At 36.6% G+C, this 16,622-nt stretch carries 16 protein-coding genes; 8 read left to right on the top strand and 8 right to left on the bottom strand.

Translation table 11 applies throughout. From position 1 onward, the window contains the following. Window positions 1-56: 56 nt before the first annotated feature. Entirely contained in the window at window positions 57-395 is a 339-nt protein-coding gene (locus CHH48_RS16755; protein ID WP_095220462.1) for a hypothetical protein, read from the bottom strand. A gap of 178 nt (window positions 396-573) precedes the next feature. Here CHH48_RS16755 and CHH48_RS16750 point away from each other — a divergent pair, with 178 nt between their 5' ends. The 3 genes from CHH48_RS16750 to CHH48_RS16740 all read left to right on the top strand — a co-directional run bounded on the left by CHH48_RS16750 (window position 574) and on the right by CHH48_RS16740 (window position 4,139). Next, window positions 574-1,221 carry a hypothetical protein gene (locus CHH48_RS16750; protein WP_095220461.1) on the top strand — a complete coding sequence of 216 codons (648 nt, stop codon included), beginning with the start codon at window positions 574-576 and terminating at the stop codon, window positions 1,219-1,221. A gap of 151 nt (window positions 1,222-1,372) precedes the next feature. After that, a complete protein-coding gene (locus CHH48_RS16745) occupies window positions 1,373-3,550 on the top strand; it encodes a glycoside hydrolase domain-containing protein (RefSeq protein ID WP_176466484.1) in 2,178 nt (725 codons plus the stop codon). 79 nt (window positions 3,551-3,629) lie between these two features. Further along, the gene (locus CHH48_RS16740) at window positions 3,630-4,139 is read left to right on the top strand and encodes a YcxB family protein (RefSeq protein ID WP_141230087.1); all 510 of its coding nucleotides are present in this window, start codon (window positions 3,630-3,632) and stop codon (window positions 4,137-4,139) included. A gap of 144 nt (window positions 4,140-4,283) precedes the next feature. On the opposite strand, the gene CHH48_RS16735 is transcribed toward CHH48_RS16740, so the two are convergent. The 3 genes from CHH48_RS16735 to CHH48_RS16725 form a co-directional block, all read right to left on the bottom strand. After that, on the bottom strand, window positions 4,284-4,532 hold the full coding sequence (locus tag CHH48_RS16735) for a phage holin (protein WP_176466483.1): 249 nt from the start codon (window positions 4,530-4,532) through the stop codon (window positions 4,284-4,286). 4 nt (window positions 4,533-4,536) lie between these two features. Next, window positions 4,537-4,971, bottom strand: a complete 435-nt coding sequence (locus CHH48_RS16730) for a transcriptional regulator (RefSeq protein WP_041592294.1) — start codon at window positions 4,969-4,971, stop codon at window positions 4,537-4,539. Between the two features lie 231 nt (window positions 4,972-5,202). Then, the gene (locus CHH48_RS16725; RefSeq protein ID WP_095220457.1) at window positions 5,203-5,532 is read right to left on the bottom strand and encodes a hypothetical protein; all 330 of its coding nucleotides are present in this window, start codon (window positions 5,530-5,532) and stop codon (window positions 5,203-5,205) included. A 221-nt stretch (window positions 5,533-5,753) separates the two neighbouring features. Here CHH48_RS16725 and CHH48_RS16720 point away from each other — a divergent pair, with 221 nt between their 5' ends. The 3 genes from CHH48_RS16720 (at window position 5,754) to CHH48_RS16710 (ending at window position 7,903) form a co-directional block, all read left to right on the top strand. Then, window positions 5,754-6,395 carry a hypothetical protein gene (locus CHH48_RS16720; protein WP_095220456.1) on the top strand — a complete coding sequence of 214 codons (642 nt, stop codon included), beginning with the start codon at window positions 5,754-5,756 and terminating at the stop codon, window positions 6,393-6,395. A 382-nt stretch (window positions 6,396-6,777) separates the two neighbouring features. Continuing rightward, window positions 6,778-7,143 (top strand): hypothetical protein, encoded by a 366-nt coding sequence (locus CHH48_RS16715; protein WP_095220455.1) that lies wholly within the window; start codon window positions 6,778-6,780, stop codon window positions 7,141-7,143. A gap of 547 nt (window positions 7,144-7,690) precedes the next feature. Further along, window positions 7,691-7,903 carry a hypothetical protein gene (locus CHH48_RS16710; RefSeq protein ID WP_095220454.1) on the top strand — a complete coding sequence of 71 codons (213 nt, stop codon included), beginning with the start codon at window positions 7,691-7,693 and terminating at the stop codon, window positions 7,901-7,903. A gap of 133 nt (window positions 7,904-8,036) precedes the next feature. On the opposite strand, the gene cdiI is transcribed toward CHH48_RS16710, so the two are convergent. The 4 genes from cdiI to CHH48_RS16690 form a co-directional block, all read right to left on the bottom strand. Further along, entirely contained in the window at window positions 8,037-8,423 is a 387-nt protein-coding gene (gene cdiI, locus CHH48_RS16705) for a ribonuclease toxin immunity protein CdiI (protein WP_095220453.1), read from the bottom strand. A 1-nt stretch (window position 8,424) separates the two neighbouring features. Further along, window positions 8,425-10,167, bottom strand: coding sequence for a T7SS effector LXG polymorphic toxin (locus CHH48_RS16700; RefSeq protein ID WP_176466763.1), 1,743 nt, complete (start codon window positions 10,165-10,167; stop codon window positions 8,425-8,427). A 278-nt stretch (window positions 10,168-10,445) separates the two neighbouring features. Beyond that, window positions 10,446-11,408, bottom strand: a complete 963-nt coding sequence (locus CHH48_RS16695; RefSeq protein WP_095220451.1) for a bile acid:sodium symporter family protein — start codon at window positions 11,406-11,408, stop codon at window positions 10,446-10,448. A 219-nt stretch (window positions 11,409-11,627) separates the two neighbouring features. Continuing rightward, a complete protein-coding gene (locus CHH48_RS16690; protein ID WP_095220450.1) occupies window positions 11,628-12,587 on the bottom strand; it encodes a calcium/sodium antiporter in 960 nt (319 codons plus the stop codon). 646 nt (window positions 12,588-13,233) lie between these two features. On the opposite strand from CHH48_RS16690, the gene CHH48_RS16685 reads away from it, so the two are divergent. Beyond that, the gene (locus CHH48_RS16685) at window positions 13,234-14,676 is read left to right on the top strand and encodes a sensor histidine kinase (protein ID WP_245840415.1); all 1,443 of its coding nucleotides are present in this window, start codon (window positions 13,234-13,236) and stop codon (window positions 14,674-14,676) included. A 448-nt stretch (window positions 14,677-15,124) separates the two neighbouring features. Beyond that, window positions 15,125-16,567, top strand: coding sequence for a sensor histidine kinase (locus CHH48_RS16680; RefSeq protein ID WP_245840414.1), 1,443 nt, complete (start codon window positions 15,125-15,127; stop codon window positions 16,565-16,567). The last annotated feature ends 55 nt before the right edge of the window (window positions 16,568-16,622 follow it).

Raw genomic sequence — 16,622 nt, 5'->3', positions numbered from 1 at the left:
TTTTTTATTTGTCTCAGCCTAGGGGGTCAGTCCCAAATGTTTACGTACACCTTTTTTTATGGTGTCCATGTTGGTGTCACAGCAGCACCTTTATAACTACCGCCCTGCCAGAAGGATACAAGGAGTCTCTGAGATCCTGTTTGTCGGACATTTGTATATGTTCTATTTGAAGGGCTTTTTGCACTTACATACCCCTTAAATGTCCCAATAGTCTTCCAAACTCCATTTGTTTTACGCTGCAATTCCATTTCCCAATCGATTCTACTGTCCCAAATACCGGCATCAAAGTCTATAGAAGCATAAACATTACTTCCTGAGGGTCTTGCAGCAATTGTTAGGATGTTATCGATACCCATGTCATTAGTAATACTGTGATTTACGTAATGAGTAGCCAAATTAATCTCTCCTTTTATTTTTTTTGATTACAAATACTATGTAGTGATCTAGCCCCTATTTGTGACAGAAATGCTCCTTATGTAGAGTTTTAGGTTTCTTTCTATCGTTAAATGTATTACTTTTCCAATCCATCAAGAGGATGGAAATCTACTACCTTTTATATAAAGAGGTGGGAAAATGAAAGAACAAGATTGGTTGCTAATTGAAGAAAAGTTACACGAATTTAAGGAAGCTCAAACAGCCGAAAGAGAAGATACAATATTCCAGGATATATTTTATATCTTAGAAAGTTATTTAAAGAAGAAATCGATTTCTGCTTATCAAAGAGCTAAAAGACTTTTTGTCTCTTTGCCATTGGAAGAGTTTTCTTCTAACTTCCACTTAGCTTTATGGAATGTTGTACGTGAAGAAGATAGCCACAAGCAATTTAGAATCAGGTTACTGCATAGATTGAAGATTGCTGAAGCAAGTGTATGGAGGAAGTACAAAACCAAAGGCAGTCATGATGATAAGGACGAGACTTCTTATAATAAGGCAAGGTGGGAAACCTTAAGCTTTGATAGAGAGGAATTTGCTTATGATCAGGAGGTTAGTCCTTCAACAGAAGAGGTATTTATGGAGGCTTATTCCTTAAAAAAGTATATAAATGATTTTATAGACTTACATCCCAATAGTGGGAGGATTATTAAAGCTCTTTACCTGGGTTACTATGGCAAAGAACTAGCTAATACTATTTATGGGGAGCCCTATACGACAACAATCAGAAAGAAAGTAGAAAGAGCAAGAGATGAATTTAAGAAATTTTTATTGAGTACTAAAACTTGAGTTATAACTTAAGCTTCTAAACTTTTCATGGAGTAACAGAGGATAAAGTGTAGAGTTATGTATCTCGCTCTTGTGACAGAATGTAATTACAGAGATGACCTGCTATTCAAGCAAAGGAGTCTGTGAATATATTACACAAGGGGAGATATACATGGCAGATGAAATGTTAAGAGAAACCCAGATATGGTTAAACAAGACGTACTCCGGAGTAACAGGATTCAACAAAGTACCTGAGGATGGGCAAACTAGAAATAAAACATACTACGGATTAATTCGTGCTCTACAAATTGAGTTAGGAATCACAAAATTGGCTGATAGTTTTGGACCAACGACAGAAAGTGCTTTCAAAGCTTTAACAAAACAAAGTGAAAATGCAGAACCTAGAAACCTGAACTATATTCTTCAAGGCGGTTTCTGGACTAAGGGATACAGTCCAGGTGGATTCAATGGGATGTTTCTTGACGATACGGAATCAGCAGTAAAAAGGTTCCAAAGAGATATTGGGATAGAGCAAACAGGCGTTGTGACAGCTCAAGTTATGAAGGCGTTGTTGAACACCGATGGATTCACACTATCTTCTCAGGGTACCTCAAATATGCGTACAGTTCAGCAGTTCTTAAACGCAACGTATGGTGGTAGATACTTTACGTACATTCCAACTAACGGAGTATATGAACGGAATACAAACAAAGCACTAATTTATGGTTTGCAAGCTGAAATGGGAATGAGCACTAGTGTTGCAAACGGAAACTTTGGACCAGGCACTACAAACGGATGTCCAGTATTGTATGAAGGTGACAGTGGAAACAACGTTAAACTACTTCAGGGTGCATTACTCGGTAACGGTTACGATACTATTGGTATTCTAGGTCTTGATGGAAGATTTGATAGTGGTTTAAAAAGTAAAGTTATCCAGTTCCAGAAAGACTTAGTACTTCCACAAACAGGAATTGCTGATATGCCTACAATTAAACAGTTGTTGAGCAGTGCAGGGCACACAGGAAGATCAGCAACAGTCTGTGATACAGCAACTATCCTCAACTCATCTAATATCAAAACGCTCAAAAATAATGGTTACAAAATGGTCGGACGTTATCTAACTGGTACTGTTGGAGGCACTCGTTCAAAAGCCCTGACTAATTCCGAGCTTAATCTTATTTTTAGTAATGGTTTAAAAGTATTTCCTATTTACCAGGATGGTGGCTATTATTCCGATTACTTCGTAGAAGGACAGGGAGTAACTGATGCAAATACAGCTACAGCTGCAGCTAGGAGTTTGGGATTCCAATCTGGTACAACAATCTATTTTGCAGTGGACTTTGATGCTTATGATTTCGAGATAAAGGAAAAAATAATCCGTTACTTCCGAGAAATTAAAAGGACATTCCAAGACCTGCAACAATATAGTACAACTCCACATTATAATATTGGCGTCTATGGACCAAGAAATGCCTGCATTCAGGTCTTTGAATCAGGATATGCAGACTATAGTTTCGTTTCAAACATGTCTACAGGATTCAGTGGTAATTTAGGGTTTCCGATGCCTTCCAACTGGTCATTCAGTCAATTTTTCGAACAAACTATTTATTCCGGATCGAATGAAAGCATCGGGATAGATAAAGTTGACTACTCTGGTAAGGACAGTGGAGTATCTTCAGTATCTCCACCATCTAATCCACAACACGATGCTTTATTACAAGCTTGGACAGAAGTAGGAAGAAAGATTCCTTTCTTATCTAACAAACCGAGTTACTTTACACCGGAGTTTGAATTCGGTAAAGAATTTAATGTAGTAAATCTACCTGGATTAAAGATTGATGCAATTGCTTCACGCACTATCTCTATACCTGGAGGACCTGGCGTAATCACTGTTAGTAATGGTAAGCCAGGCATCGGATTCCAATCAATTCTTGATGGGTTAAATGTAAAAGTAGGAAACAGTGATGTTACTGACGTTAAAAACCTTTATAACGACTTGGCTCTAACTATCGGAAACGGGGTAATGGAAGCTGAGATTAAAGCAATCCCTAACGGTACAGAAATGAAATTTACTTTGTATAAGAATTCTACCGTTGATGGAGTCGACGTCAAATTGGCAGTTGCTCTGAATATTCGAATTACAAGCACCGCTTATGGATGGGAATTATTTAATGCAAGAGTCAATAACCCAGCATATTCAGTTGTTGCGATTACTGGCGCCGGTGTGATTGCATTTCTACTTTTGTATTCAGTTCCTACTACCGGAGGATCAACAGCTCCTGCAGCAGGCGCAGCCCTTTCAGCACTTGCTAGTTTCTTTGGAATAAATTTAGATGAAGATGATAAATAATATAACTCCCCCCACTTTGCTTGAGTGGGGGGGTATGTTATGTTTGCACTATACAACAAACAATTTGGAGGAGTTATTTTTGAAATTCGAATATGATTTGGATATGGGGGATTATAGAAACTATTTAGAGCACTATTACCAGAACTCTACCGATTTTAAAAAGACATATCGTAATAGATTGGGGATGGGAATTGTTTCTTTATTGGTGCTGAACTGGTTTATCTATCAAAGCGTTCCAGAGACAATTGTCATAGTCATTGGATTAGTATCTTTATTAATATATATTCTTAGTTTAAAGAAACTTTTTCTTTATTTCACAATAGAAAAAGATTTGAAGAAAGTGCAGAGTCAGATGTTTACAGGACATTATGTTGCAGAAATCTTAGACGAAAAGATTAAGATCCAAAATTACGAACACGTACATAATAAAGACGAGATTGAATGGGAAAAGATATCCACTATAGGAGAGAACGATTGGTATTATTTCCTCTATCATGAAAAGAGAGTTTCAATATTACCAAAAACTCGTATGCCTGAAGATGCTCAACAATTCATAGAACGCCAGTTAAGAACTAAAAGTCAGAATTGATTCGCTCAGATAAATATATAAGGAATCTCACATAATAGTGTAGATAAGATACATTTGTATTATTAGAAGGTACACGTTTATGCAATTTGTAGTATGTTCCTGATAGAAAACAATAAAGAGCACTTACTAAAATGTAAGTGCTCTTTATTGTTTTTTTGTAAGGTTGACTTCTTGTAGGGCTTCTCTCTGTTGTTTACCTTTATTGGTGACGTAATTATTCTTATACCAAGCAATGAGTGATGCTACTAAAGTAAATACTGATGATAGTAGTTGTTCTAATTCTTCATTGCTTAATGGTAGAGGGGACTTGTTAAATATTACGAGGAATTGATTCAGCAAAGCAATTGCCAAAACAATAGTGCGTATTATGGTTCCCTTATCCATAAATTTCACCTCCTTACATCAAAGCCACGCTACCAAGGCTAAGTAGTAACTTATCCATGACTTGATTACGAATGACAAAAAGGGCTTTGTCGCTATATCCAATATGCATGGCACTTTTCTCAATAGACCATTTATTGAAATAGCGAGTCTCAATGAACTTCTGTTCAATATCCGTTAGTTCGGTTAGAGACCGATCAATCGTTTCAATGACAATCTGTAGTTGGCTGAACTCTGACTGTAGTAAGGCTAATGATTCATTGTCGGGTATATGCAAGGTGACATGTCCAGCTGGAATTTGTTTTAACTGCTTATTATCAGATATAAATTCCAGCTGCTTGTGTAGGTTTGCAGAGGCAATCTTATAGTTACTGTAGTTGCGAAGATGTTTTTCAATGTTTTTAATAAGTTTCTTTCGTTCTGATTTGGAGCTTTCTAGTATTGTTTGCATGATGTGTTCCCCTTTCAAAATCTATAGCGAACGTATGTTCTTATTATACCCTAAATTAAGGGACAATACTTACATTTTTACTGATTAATTGCCTTTTCTTTCTAATTTAATTTTAGTACTTTTCTTATATAACTGAGTAACCCTTTCATGTTAAAAGAGTCTTCTCTTAATCCATAATTTGGGTACTGTGTTGTGAAAAAAGAAAAAGCATTACTCTAATAAAGTAATGCTTCAGGGGCTGTTAAAGTAAGAAATGGCCAGTAATCCTGAGACAAGATAAGGAATTAATGCTGCTATGATAGTTCGCTTAAACCATTTTTGCTGTTCTTCTTTATCGGTTCTCTCTTTTAAAAATAAAGCATGTGTTTCCTTTGCAAGCGTGTAAGCCTGTTGTGCTATTTGTAACGCTTCCTGGCTCTTCTCCTCGGATTTAAGAGCCAGCATGGACTTCTCCTCTAGTATTGTAAATTTACTTTCCATTCTCTCTAAAGCATCCCCAACTATCTGAACAGAATCATATATTTCTCTCAATGTAATAGTGATACCAGGTTCATCTTTCAAAATTTCATTCCTCTTTTCCAAGTTATATATATTAATACTAATCCTGTTTTCCTGCTTTGTAGTTAGAGGTTAATCTAATTAAAATCGAGCTTTGACAATATAAATCACAGCAAAACAACTGAATTAGAATCACAGTAAATAATCCTTACTTTCTTCCTATATTGTAAGATTATGCAATATGTTACATTTGGTATTGTATTTTTAAAACGGAGGTTAGTTAAGTGTCTAAAAAAATGTTGTACCTTTTGGGAGCATTACTTTCTCTATCCATTATTACAGCCTGCGCAGCAGACAAAGAATTAAGTACAGATAAAGACTCTACATCAAGTACTGAATCAGAACATTCAAGTAATAATAAGGAAAGTGAAAACTTCTATCACGATTCAGTGATCCAGAAAGATATGGGCGAGAAAAAGATGCTAGATAAGAAGGAGGGAATTGGAGAGAGTCACAGACTTGGAGATACTATCGTAACGCTAGATGGTTACCAATTTACCGAGTTCACGCCAAACGAAGAGCAAAAACAACGCTTTAAAGATTTTAACAGTGTAGTGTTGCTAACAATCAAGTATACGTTGGATAATCAAACTCAAAGCGAGATTGGATTAGGTAATATCAAGTCAACCTTAACAGTCGATGGCTCATGGTGGATGGAAAATGATAGTACGCTCACAAATTATAAAGACTCTGGAATTGAAGCTGGAAATAAGGGTGAATTACTTCAAGTATTTGTTCTCGATAAAAAACAATACGACAAAATGTGGGGAGAGAAAACCTTTGATATAGAGCTCGGCCCATTAAGAGGGATTGAAGAAACAGAGGACATTTCGAATGGGGAGAGAGTTGTCTTCCAAATTAGCTAAACAATTGAGCTATTGATTAATAGATACATAATGATCTGGGTTCACAAAGTCTGAGTGTTACAACCTATAGCAAAAGAGTATCGTCCCATTAAACATATAGGCACAATGTAATAACCAGTTTAAAAATCCCAAAAATCAAATGAGAAAGTATGAAAGGGCTCTCCAGTGTGGCTGGAGAGCCCTTTCTTTCAAATAGTTGATATCATCTCGAGAAGCCCAATAACGCAAACAAAAACATTTACGTTTACATTATTATATAACAAGTATCAAGATACCTTAATTAGACTAGGACTAGCAATTTGTATAGATGTATTGAAGAGTTCATCCCTTTATATACCGTATAAAATTGTATTTGTACTAAAGATTAAGGGAGATGATTTATATGGGACAAAATTTTCAAATGCCAAACACCAATTTTGACAAGTACTCTTATACCTCAAATATAACAGGAGGAGTAGATGCTTGGAAGTACACAAAAAGTGCGACTTCTGTTGATTTAACAATGAAGGCTAATACTTACTATGGTGTAAAAACGTATTACTATCAAGCAAGATTAGAGAAAAAAGAGGGAGGTAAATGGGTATGGAAACAGATTCAAAATGGTTACTTTAAATATTCTGTAACTAAAGTATTTCCATTGAAGCAAATGACTGCAGGTAGTTACCGAATGAGAGTACTCAGTCGTACGAAAAGTAGTGGAGATTGGGTATACGAACATGTAACAGACCCATTTGTAGTAGAACGGTAATTACTAAAGAGTTAAAGAGAGCCTGGACCCTTATGTCCAGGCTTTTTTCATATATACCAAAAGTATATGGAGTACTTTAAAGGTTTGGGATAACCCTCTCCCAAGAGTTCGTGAATTCATATGCTCCGACAGCAATGTTAGGAAACCATGTATTTCAGATCGATACATTATAAATACATCTGCCTTTGTCCGTTTTCTAAACAGAATTCCTCCTATTTTTTTCGGGTAAACCTTCTTGAAACCATAGAATAATTTAATAGCATTCATTGACGATAAAAAGATAGTTGAGCCACTTATTGTGGCTTTTTAAATAAAACAAGTATCAGTAGTAAATCTCTTTTGTTGGTAAGGTGTAATCGATTGAATATTGGTTGATGTAAACATTTACGTTTACATCAACCTTTTAAAACATTCATACAGTTTAATTTGTAGGTAATACCTCATTGAACCGGAAATAAATGCTTCACAGAGGCTTCTGGCAACACAGGAAATACACGCCAATAAGTTAGGATATTACTGAATTACATAGTACTAGGAGGATTTTATCATGAAGAAACTGAAAAGCTTATCAATAATTTTATTATCATTTGCTGTATTTTCAACTGTATTATTTACAGCAGGGAACCAGACCCAAGCTGCATCTAAACCTCAAATGATAACTAAAGGACAGTCAATACAATCATTAACTCCAGTAAGAACGTTACGATGTGGTTTAATAGAAAGTAAAATTTCATTAATATTTGATAGGAAAAAGTTATAAAGTCATTTCAAATATAAATACTGACTCCATGATTGTTCTACTACACGGATTCCGGATTCAGTATTTAAACTGAAGGTTTTTGTCAAATTCGTTTCTTTTCATCTCACATATCAAGTACACATTATTATAATAGTTATTTGATATCATATTTTGCTTTGATCTTCATAGACAAATCTTCAATAACTTCTTTCTTCTCGGGATTTCTTTCTATATAAAAATTACATGCAGCATTTATATATTGGTACAATTCAGCATAATTCACAATATCGTAATCATCTTCACCGTCGCCAGAATAAAATAAAACTTTATTTTGTCCAAAGTATTCCTCTTCATCTGGATCGTATTCCTCTGAATAAATTATTCCATTATACTCACGGCGCTCTCCCTCTTTATTTTTAAATTCTTCTAAATGCTTTAGAAAATTACGTCCATTTACATAAAGGTTCAAAACATCTATTACTGCCTCTTTATTCAAATTATTTTGTCTCATCTTCTCAATAAATTCTTCATATACGTTCATACTAATCCACCCATTCTAATACTGGATAAGCATTCTCTATCTCTCCAGTTTCTGAATTCATAATCCCTTCAAATTTCAACTTTGTTCCATTGTAGTCTGTTTGTCCCTGTATCTTAATCTTCTTTTGTTTTAATAGAGGAATTTCCCTTTTATTGCTTAAACCTTCAGCCATTGCCTTTTTACTTAAGTTGATCATTTCATCATCCGAGATGATCTTTGCATCATACACTGTCTTTTTATACATTTTGTCTTTATTAGGTATTACTTTGTATTCACCTGTCCCATTTTTCCCGGTATAATCCATTTTTTCGTACTTAACTTTATATTCTATATCAAAAACTCCATCTACTCTTGGATGTTCTTTTTTAACCACAGTGTCCAACTCATACTTGTTAGAATTACTTTCAAAATAACTCTTAAACTCGTTATAATTATGTCCACCGCTAACACCATTGCGTTCAGTAAACTTTTTAACGGGCCCTGTCGTATGTTCGACATAGTAACCTTCTTTATATTTAAGATTAAGATTTGCCGTACCTTTAGTAGCATCGTTAACTTCATCAACCTTCCCAGGCTTTGCATCCGGAAGTCCCTTACTCTCAGCAAGATCATCAATGTATTTCTTAGTAGAGCTAAGAAAAGGGCTTCCTACCTTATCAAGCACTTTTGCTGGTTTAACAAATAGAAATACTCCGGCCCAGGCTCTTTCTTCGAGGGTGGCATCAGGTCCAAATAATGTAATGGCGTCCCCGAAGAAGAAATCAACTGTGCCTTTCACTGCACCAGCAAACATATTTTTTCCGTCTTCTTGCTTATACTCCTTCAAATCCTCCCGATTCTCCGGAATACTAGAAACAAATTCAAAAGCCATTCTTGATACAGCTGAGTCAGAGTTTGTATCGGTATATGCTCTTATGATTCGGCCATCTTCTAAAGTAAAGTATTCGCCATCCCATTCAAATCGATCATCTTGAACTGTTTTGCTGTCTTTGATTTGATCTTGCAGAGCTTTGTACTCTTGTTCCGTGAGGGGGATTGGTTTGTCGCTTGTTAACGCTTGTCTGCCGTCAGCTTGTAGTTTGAAGTCTTTGTAGAATTTCTGCTTTGTCAGCTGTTCAGAGCTGTAACTATCGACAGTAATATTATTCTTATCAATTGCATCCTTCAGCTTAGCCAAATAAGTCTTCATCTGCTCAATATCCTGTTCAGGTTTATCAAGCTTCTTAGTCGCTTTGGCGTCCATGTCATACATATTAGACAGTGTTTCCGATAATTTCTCTTTTCCCTTGTTGATGGAATTGATGAATGATTCACTATCTACAGATGGTACATTCACAATGTCTTTCACATAAAGCAGCTGCTGGTTAATGTCAATTGTTGTGGAGGTTAAGCTGGTTGAAGCTTTCACGAGCCTCCTCTTTAGTTCATTCTCTAAAAATTCTTCCCGAATAAATCCATGCTCGTCCGATTCAAAGGAAAGAACCTCTTCGCTTACAGACAAAAGTGTCTCTTCATATTGTATCAAAAAGCTATTCATGAACTCGAGGAAGGGCTTGTGCGTTTCTTCAAAAAAAGAGCGGATGGAGTCGGCGGTGCTGCCTTCGAAGCCATCGTGAAGTGTCGTAACGCCGTTGATGGCTTGTTTGACATGTTCGATACTTTCCTTTGTTTGGCTGATAAATTTCTTCGTGCTGTCAACTTGCTGTTGGATGTCCTGTACATCTAAATTTTTAATTGTCTTCACCACCTGATATAACCGTTAGCTGTTCGTTACTTGTAATTATAATAAAGGAAAATTTTGGTGAAAGAGGAAATGGCAAAAACGATTCTTTTTTACCAGCACTAAATAGTCGGTTTTTGGAAAAACGCGACAGAAGTCTTAGTAACAATAAGAGGGGTATATAAGATTGATTATAAAGCTAAAAATCATTCTGGGGAGACTGCTTGTTATTATTTACTGCAGGAATTATGGGGTTCTAACAGAAAATTAGCCATCCTCTAATATGAGAATGGCTTATTACACTAAGATATCTGCTGTTTAGGAGCTGTCTCTTTCTCACTACTGCCCATTTTCGCAAAAATATTAGCCAGTATAGAACCTGAAATATTATGCCAGACACTAAAGATAGCGCTTGGTACTGCTGCGAGTGGGGAGAAGTGCGCTGTTGCGAGCTGTGCACCTAATCCTGAGTTTTGCATGCCGATTTCAATGGAGGCTGTCTTACTCTGAGGCAGATCCATTCGCAAGAGCTTGGCGAAGGCGAATCCGATCAGGTAGCCAAGCACATTATGCAGCATGACTACACCGAAGATGGCCAGACCGGTCTGGACAATCTGTTGCTGACTATTGGATACAACAGCTGCTACGATGCCGATTATGGCAACGGCTGAGACAAGCGGCAGTACTTTTACGCTCGCAGTAGCTTGTCTGTTGAAGAAGCGCTTCACTAATAGACCCAAGACGATTGGGATAATGACGACATTCACGATTGAGATAAATAAGGAGACAGGACTGACTTCAATCCATTCGCTCGCAAATAAAAGAATGAGTGCGGGTGTTACGATCGGTGCAAGAACGGTAGTGACTGCAGTTGCTGTCACGGATAATGGGACATCGCCTTTGGCCAGGAAGGTCATGACGTTAGAGGATGTTCCGCCAGGGCAGCATCCTACGAGGATAACTCCAACTGCTACTTCTGGAGATAATTGCAGTCCTTTTGCCAAAGCAAATGCAAGCAGCGGCATAATCAGGAATTGTCCGGCTACTACAGCAAATACTTCAAAAGGACGTTTGATAACTCCTTTAAAGTCACTTGCAGACAGTGTCAGCCCCATTCCGAACATAATGATTCCTAAAAGTGGAGTAATAAAAGGAACGATCCATGTAAATCCTTCTGGCAGCAGAAAAGCTACTACCGCAAATAAAATAACCCAATACGCAAAGGTACTTCCGACAAACTGACTAAATCGCTCTAACGTTTTCATCATCCACCTCTTCTTAACTGTTTGTCAGATTGTATAACAGTTTATAATAAAATTCAATATTTAAATTTTTCTGATATTATATGTTGGAGTTTGTTGTGAATGAGGGAGTTACAATTCTCCATACCCCAATACACACGTCCTTGCTAAAAAAAGATCCCATCACCAACAAATGGTGTGGGATCTTCTAGATGTGCTTAACTCGCAATACTAGCTAATCATTTAATTTCTTATAATGATATAAACCATATATACAATGTAGATGACAGCTAATAGGCCGCCTTCCATTTTACCGACTTTGTAGTTTGTTCGTGAGAAAACAAGCAGAACTAATGTGATGACAATCAGTAGGAGAATATCTATGACTATTGTTCCTTCAATTGCAAAAGGAGATATCGAAGATGCCAATCCAAGTACGAAGAAAATATTGAATATATTACTTCCAATTATATTACCCAAGGCAATTTCATTTTCTTTCTTTATGGCTGCCGTAACAGAAGTAATCAATTCAGGTAGTGATGTACCTATAGCAACAATAGTCAGGCCGACCAGCGTCTCGCTCATGCCGAATGAAATTGCTATTTCTGTAGCATTATTGACGACAAGTTCTCCGCCAAAGATGATAGCTGCAAGCCCTCCAACCGTCAGAAGTGTATTCTTTCCCCATTTAGGTTTTCCATTTGTTGTGTTTTTTGTGTTCTGCGTGTTCTTCCGATCCTTTCTGGCAACTTCAAAAATGTAGTATAGAAAGATCGCGAAGAACAGTAAAAGGATAAACCCGTCACTTCTAGTCAGATAGTTACCGTCCATCTGCTGCAGGCTTATATCACTAATAAGGATAAGTAAGGCAACGCTCGCAAGCAGTGTAAAAGGGATTTCCTTTCTAATTGTTTCACTGCCAACCGTGAGCGGAAAAATAACTGCAGCCAGCCCGACGACAAAGGTTATATTAAAAATATTGCTTCCTACAACATTCCCAACAGCAACTCCAGCGCTGCCATCTAATGCTGCCACGATACTGACAGTAGCCTCTGGAGCGCTTGTCCCCATCGCTACAATCGTCAATCCAATTAACAAAGGAGAAATCTTTAAAGCAGCCGCAATTTTTGAAGATCCCTCTACAAAATAGTCAGCTCCTTTTATTAACAACACAAAACCAATTATCAATAAAACGTATGTCATTTTTACAGCCACCTTTAGTAAGAGAATATATTGTCAAAGAGTACTAATGAAGCTAGTCCTTTCATTATGTAATATTAATAGGGAAATAATTCTAACTAGGTTTCACAAAGTCTTTAGAACTTTTGTCCTCTAACAGTACCCAATATGGAAGGAATAGAATCCAAATGTACTCAAAAGATGAAGATGGAACATGGTTCTGTGCTTTAACTCTTGAGCAGTTAAGGGGGGCGGAAATATAGCAGGGATTAGAATCTCTGTTATCAGCATAGAATCTGTTCAAAGATCTCCTAAATTATTGAAAGGTAATATATCCCAAGACCATATATCTCCGGTAACAGTCGCAGCTAAATGGAAAGCATCTGGTATAATGTATGGGTATAAGTATCCATTAAGGATAAGGGAATATATGAGAAAAGTAGTGAAGGTCATGTGGTGATAGAATCAATGATTAAATAGATGAATTAACTTCTTCGTCATTGTTTCATAAGATACCTTTTTTCTCAATTAAGAGTATGTAAGAAATTCATCGGGATCTATTAGGGTTCAGAGTTGCTATACAAACATGGACATGATGGAAATAACACATGTGCATACATAAATAATACAATCCATGATATGGGTTTCGAGCAGTTAGGAGTTAGTCGGTATGATTATTGGTATATTAATATGTGCCATTGGTTTACTGCCATTGTTTTTAGCATTGAGCATAGGCAAGGTTTACAATGAAACAAAGCTGTCGGTAGGGATGATCATTTCTATGATCTTAATCACAATCTGGCAGTTAGATATCGGGGTTCTTTATTTTAGGGATGTTTTATCAGAAGATATTGTTCTATTCCTGTTTAAGCTGTTTCGTGCAGGGCCGACTTTCACTCTCCCCATGGTATTGTATATGGCTTACTGGATTATCAATAATCAACCATCAGTAACGAAAAAAACGAATTGGCTAACGAAAATTTCGTATGCACTTTTCACCAAAAAAGCACTTATTGGTTTCACTATTTGGAGCGTTATTGTTTATTTCATAAGTTGGACGAACTTAGGAGTAACTGGGTTGGTCGTTTCCAATGAAAGGTTTACTGGTAAGCACTACTTTCCTGAGTATGGGCCGCTATTATGGGTCTATTTCCTGCACATGGCTGGCATTGTATTTTTCTTGTTAGTTGTATGTGTATTGTCATTGAGAATTCGGAACTCACACTTTAAAAACTTTCTTATGGGTTTTTCATTCAACGCATTGCTGCTTATTGTACCAGGAGCTCTAAACTTCATTCCTTTAACGGGTCTTCTTACAAGCAGCATTGGTGTCATTATATTTTCGGTGGGAAGCTTGCACGTCTTCGTTAAGTTCAATGTAGAATTGAAAATTCATTCTTATGAATTAATGGAAAAACAGAAAAAACTAGACTATACAGGTCAGTTGACTGGCAGTCTGATTCATGAAGTGAAGAACACAAACTCTATCATTAAAAGTTTTTCGGGTATGTTGGAAAAAAGTGATGATCTAAATGAGAGGGATAAGCGAACTTTGGAGATGATAGGTAAATCATCCGAACATCTAGATCAACTGACAGATAACTATAGTGCGTACATGAAGGCCGCTGCATTAGCCTTTAAAACAGAGGATCTAGCGGAGATTATCCGAGAGTCTATTGATTTTTCGGCTGGGATGCTCCAAGAAAACAAAGTCGAGTTGGAATTCACAAATATATATTCGCCACTGAATGTTTATCTGAATAAGACAAACTTAGAACAAGTCTTTATTAATCTGATCAAGAATAGCGTGGAGGCAATGCCGGTAGACAGGCCGGAAAAGAAGATATCTATCAGCACAGAGATTGATGATAAAAATATCATCATACACTTTATCGACACTGGAAAGGGCATACCTCAGGAGAACTGGGTGAGTGTATTTGATCCATTCATCTCATTAGGAAACAAAAAGCGAGGAATGGGATTAGGTCTGCCCTTTGTGAAGAAAATGATGATTGAACACTTAGGAGATATAAATATAGTCGAAAGTTCGCCAAATGGAACGCATTTCAAGCTTGAAATACCACAAGAAGGAATGCTGAATGGTGGTAACTAGCAAAACCCAATTGAATAATATCGATTTGATAATCCTTAGATAATGGAGGATTTTCCATTCATTATTATGAAAGAAAAGCTCAACATCGCAGTGTTGAGCTTCTTTTAGTTTCATTTGCATCTGGATATGAGTTTTTGGGCATCGAACTGATTGCGTCTAGAGTATCTGTTTCCTAAACGTTTCATACTCACCCCTTGATATATTGCGTTATGCTTCAACTTACCGCTTTAACCTTTAAAAAAACAAGGTGATAGTTTCAGTGAACTTTTTCCTCCCTTGACTGTTACAACTAAATGAAAGACATCTGATATAATGTATGGGCATAAGTTATGATGGAATATATGAGAATAGTAGCTAAAGTTATAGATTATAGCTCCTAAATAGTGTAATGGAATCTCTACATTACTTTATACAAAAGAACAAAGTCAGCAGTTAGGGGTTAGTCGGTATGGTTATTGGTATATTAATATGTGCCATTGGTTTACTGCCATTGTTTTTAGCATTGAGCATAAGCAAAGTATACAATGAAACAAAGCTGTCAACAGGAATGGTCATATATATGATCCTGATTACCGTTTGGCAGTTGGATATCGGAGTTCTTTATTTTAAGGATGTTCTGTCAGAAGATACGGTTCTATTTCTATTTAAGCTGTTTCGCTTAGGACCGACGTTTGGTCTCCCTATTGTATTATATGTAGCTTACCGGATTATCAAAGACCAACCATCAGTGGTGAAAAAGACGAATTGGCTGGCGAATATTTCTTATGCTTTTTTTACCAAAAAAGCACTGATTGGCTTCGCTATATGGAGTGCTATCGTATATGTGATAAATTGGACGGACTTAGGAATAAAAGGATTGACTGTTACCCAGGAAAGATATACAGGTGTTTACTATTTTCCTGATTATGGGCCGCTATTTTGGGTGTATTTCATACACATGGCTATCGTTGTATTTTTTTTAATTGTTATGCCTGTATTGTCAAAGAAAATTCGGAACTCACACTTTAAAAACTTCCTTATGGGTTTTTCATTCAATGCATTGCTGCTGGTCATACCAGGAATTTTAAACTTTTTTCCTTTAACTGGCGTTCTTACTAGCAGCATTGGGGTTATTTTATTTTCGGTGGCAAACATGCACATTTTTGTTAAGTTGAATGTAGATTTGAAGGCTCATTCTTATGAATTAATGGAAAAACAGAAAAAACTAGACTATACGGGTCATTTGACTGGCAGTTTGATTCATGAAGTAAGGAACACAAACTCTATTATTAAAGGTTTCTCCAGCATGATGGATAGAAATGGTGCCCTGGATGAGGGAGATAAACGGAAACTGAAAATGATAGGTAATGCATCGGACCATTTAGAGCAGCTGACAGATAATTATAGTGCGTACATGAAGTCGTCTGCATTGATCTATAAAACAGATGATCTTTCGAAAATAATCCAAGAGTCTATTGAATTTACAGTCGGAATGCTCCAAGAAAACAAAGTTGACTTGGAATTCACAAATATATATTCACCACTGAATGTTTATCTGAATAGGACAAACTTAAAACAAGTTTTTATAAATTTGATCAAAAATAGCGTGGAAGCAATCCCAGAAAACAGGTTAGAAAAGAAGATAACAATCAGCACAGAAATTGACGATAGGAATATCATCATACACTTTATCGATACTGGGATGGGTATACTTCCTGAGAACTGGTTGAATGTATTTGATCCTTTTATTTCCCTAGGAGAGAAAAAGCAAGGAATGGGATTGGGCCTAGCGTTTGTGAAGAAGACGATGATTGAACACTTAGGAGATATCAATATAGTAGACAGTTCACTGAATGGTACACATTTCAAGCTTGAAATACCACAAGAAGGAATGCTGAATGGCGGAAACTAACAAAAAATGCATGTATAAGCTGAAAACTCTGAGATCCTCTAAACTCTATCAAGAA

It is taken from the genome of Terribacillus saccharophilus, from assembly GCF_002272075.1.
Taxonomy (GTDB): domain Bacteria; phylum Bacillota; class Bacilli; order Bacillales; family Amphibacillaceae; genus Terribacillus; species Terribacillus saccharophilus_A.
This window is presented reverse-complemented; position numbering and strand designations above follow the sequence as displayed.

What these genes read in the sequence shown, in the direction of transcription:
- CHH48_RS16680 (WP_245840414.1), top strand. Translation starts at nt 15,125, where the DNA reads ATGGTTATTGGTATATTAATATGTGCCATTGGTTTACTGCCATTGTTT.
- CHH48_RS16685 (WP_245840415.1), top strand. Translation starts at nt 13,234, where the DNA reads ATGATTATTGGTATATTAATATGTGCCATTGGTTTACTGCCATTGTTT.
- CHH48_RS16695 (WP_095220451.1), bottom strand. Translation starts at nt 11,408, where the DNA reads ATGAAAACGTTAGAGCGATTTAGTCAGTTTGTCGGAAGTACCTTTGCG.
- CHH48_RS16690 (WP_095220450.1), bottom strand. Translation starts at nt 12,587, where the DNA reads ATGACATACGTTTTATTGATAATTGGTTTTGTGTTGTTAATAAAAGGA.
- CHH48_RS16745 (WP_176466484.1), top strand. Translation starts at nt 1,373, where the DNA reads ATGGCAGATGAAATGTTAAGAGAAACCCAGATATGGTTAAACAAGACG.
- CHH48_RS16715 (WP_095220455.1), top strand. Translation starts at nt 6,778, where the DNA reads ATGGGACAAAATTTTCAAATGCCAAACACCAATTTTGACAAGTACTCT.
- CHH48_RS16730 (WP_041592294.1), bottom strand. Translation starts at nt 4,971, where the DNA reads ATGCAAACAATACTAGAAAGCTCCAAATCAGAACGAAAGAAACTTATT.
- CHH48_RS16710 (WP_095220454.1), top strand. Translation starts at nt 7,691, where the DNA reads ATGAAGAAACTGAAAAGCTTATCAATAATTTTATTATCATTTGCTGTA.
- cdiI (WP_095220453.1), bottom strand. Translation starts at nt 8,423, where the DNA reads ATGAACGTATATGAAGAATTTATTGAGAAGATGAGACAAAATAATTTG.
- CHH48_RS16750 (WP_095220461.1), top strand. Translation starts at nt 574, where the DNA reads ATGAAAGAACAAGATTGGTTGCTAATTGAAGAAAAGTTACACGAATTT.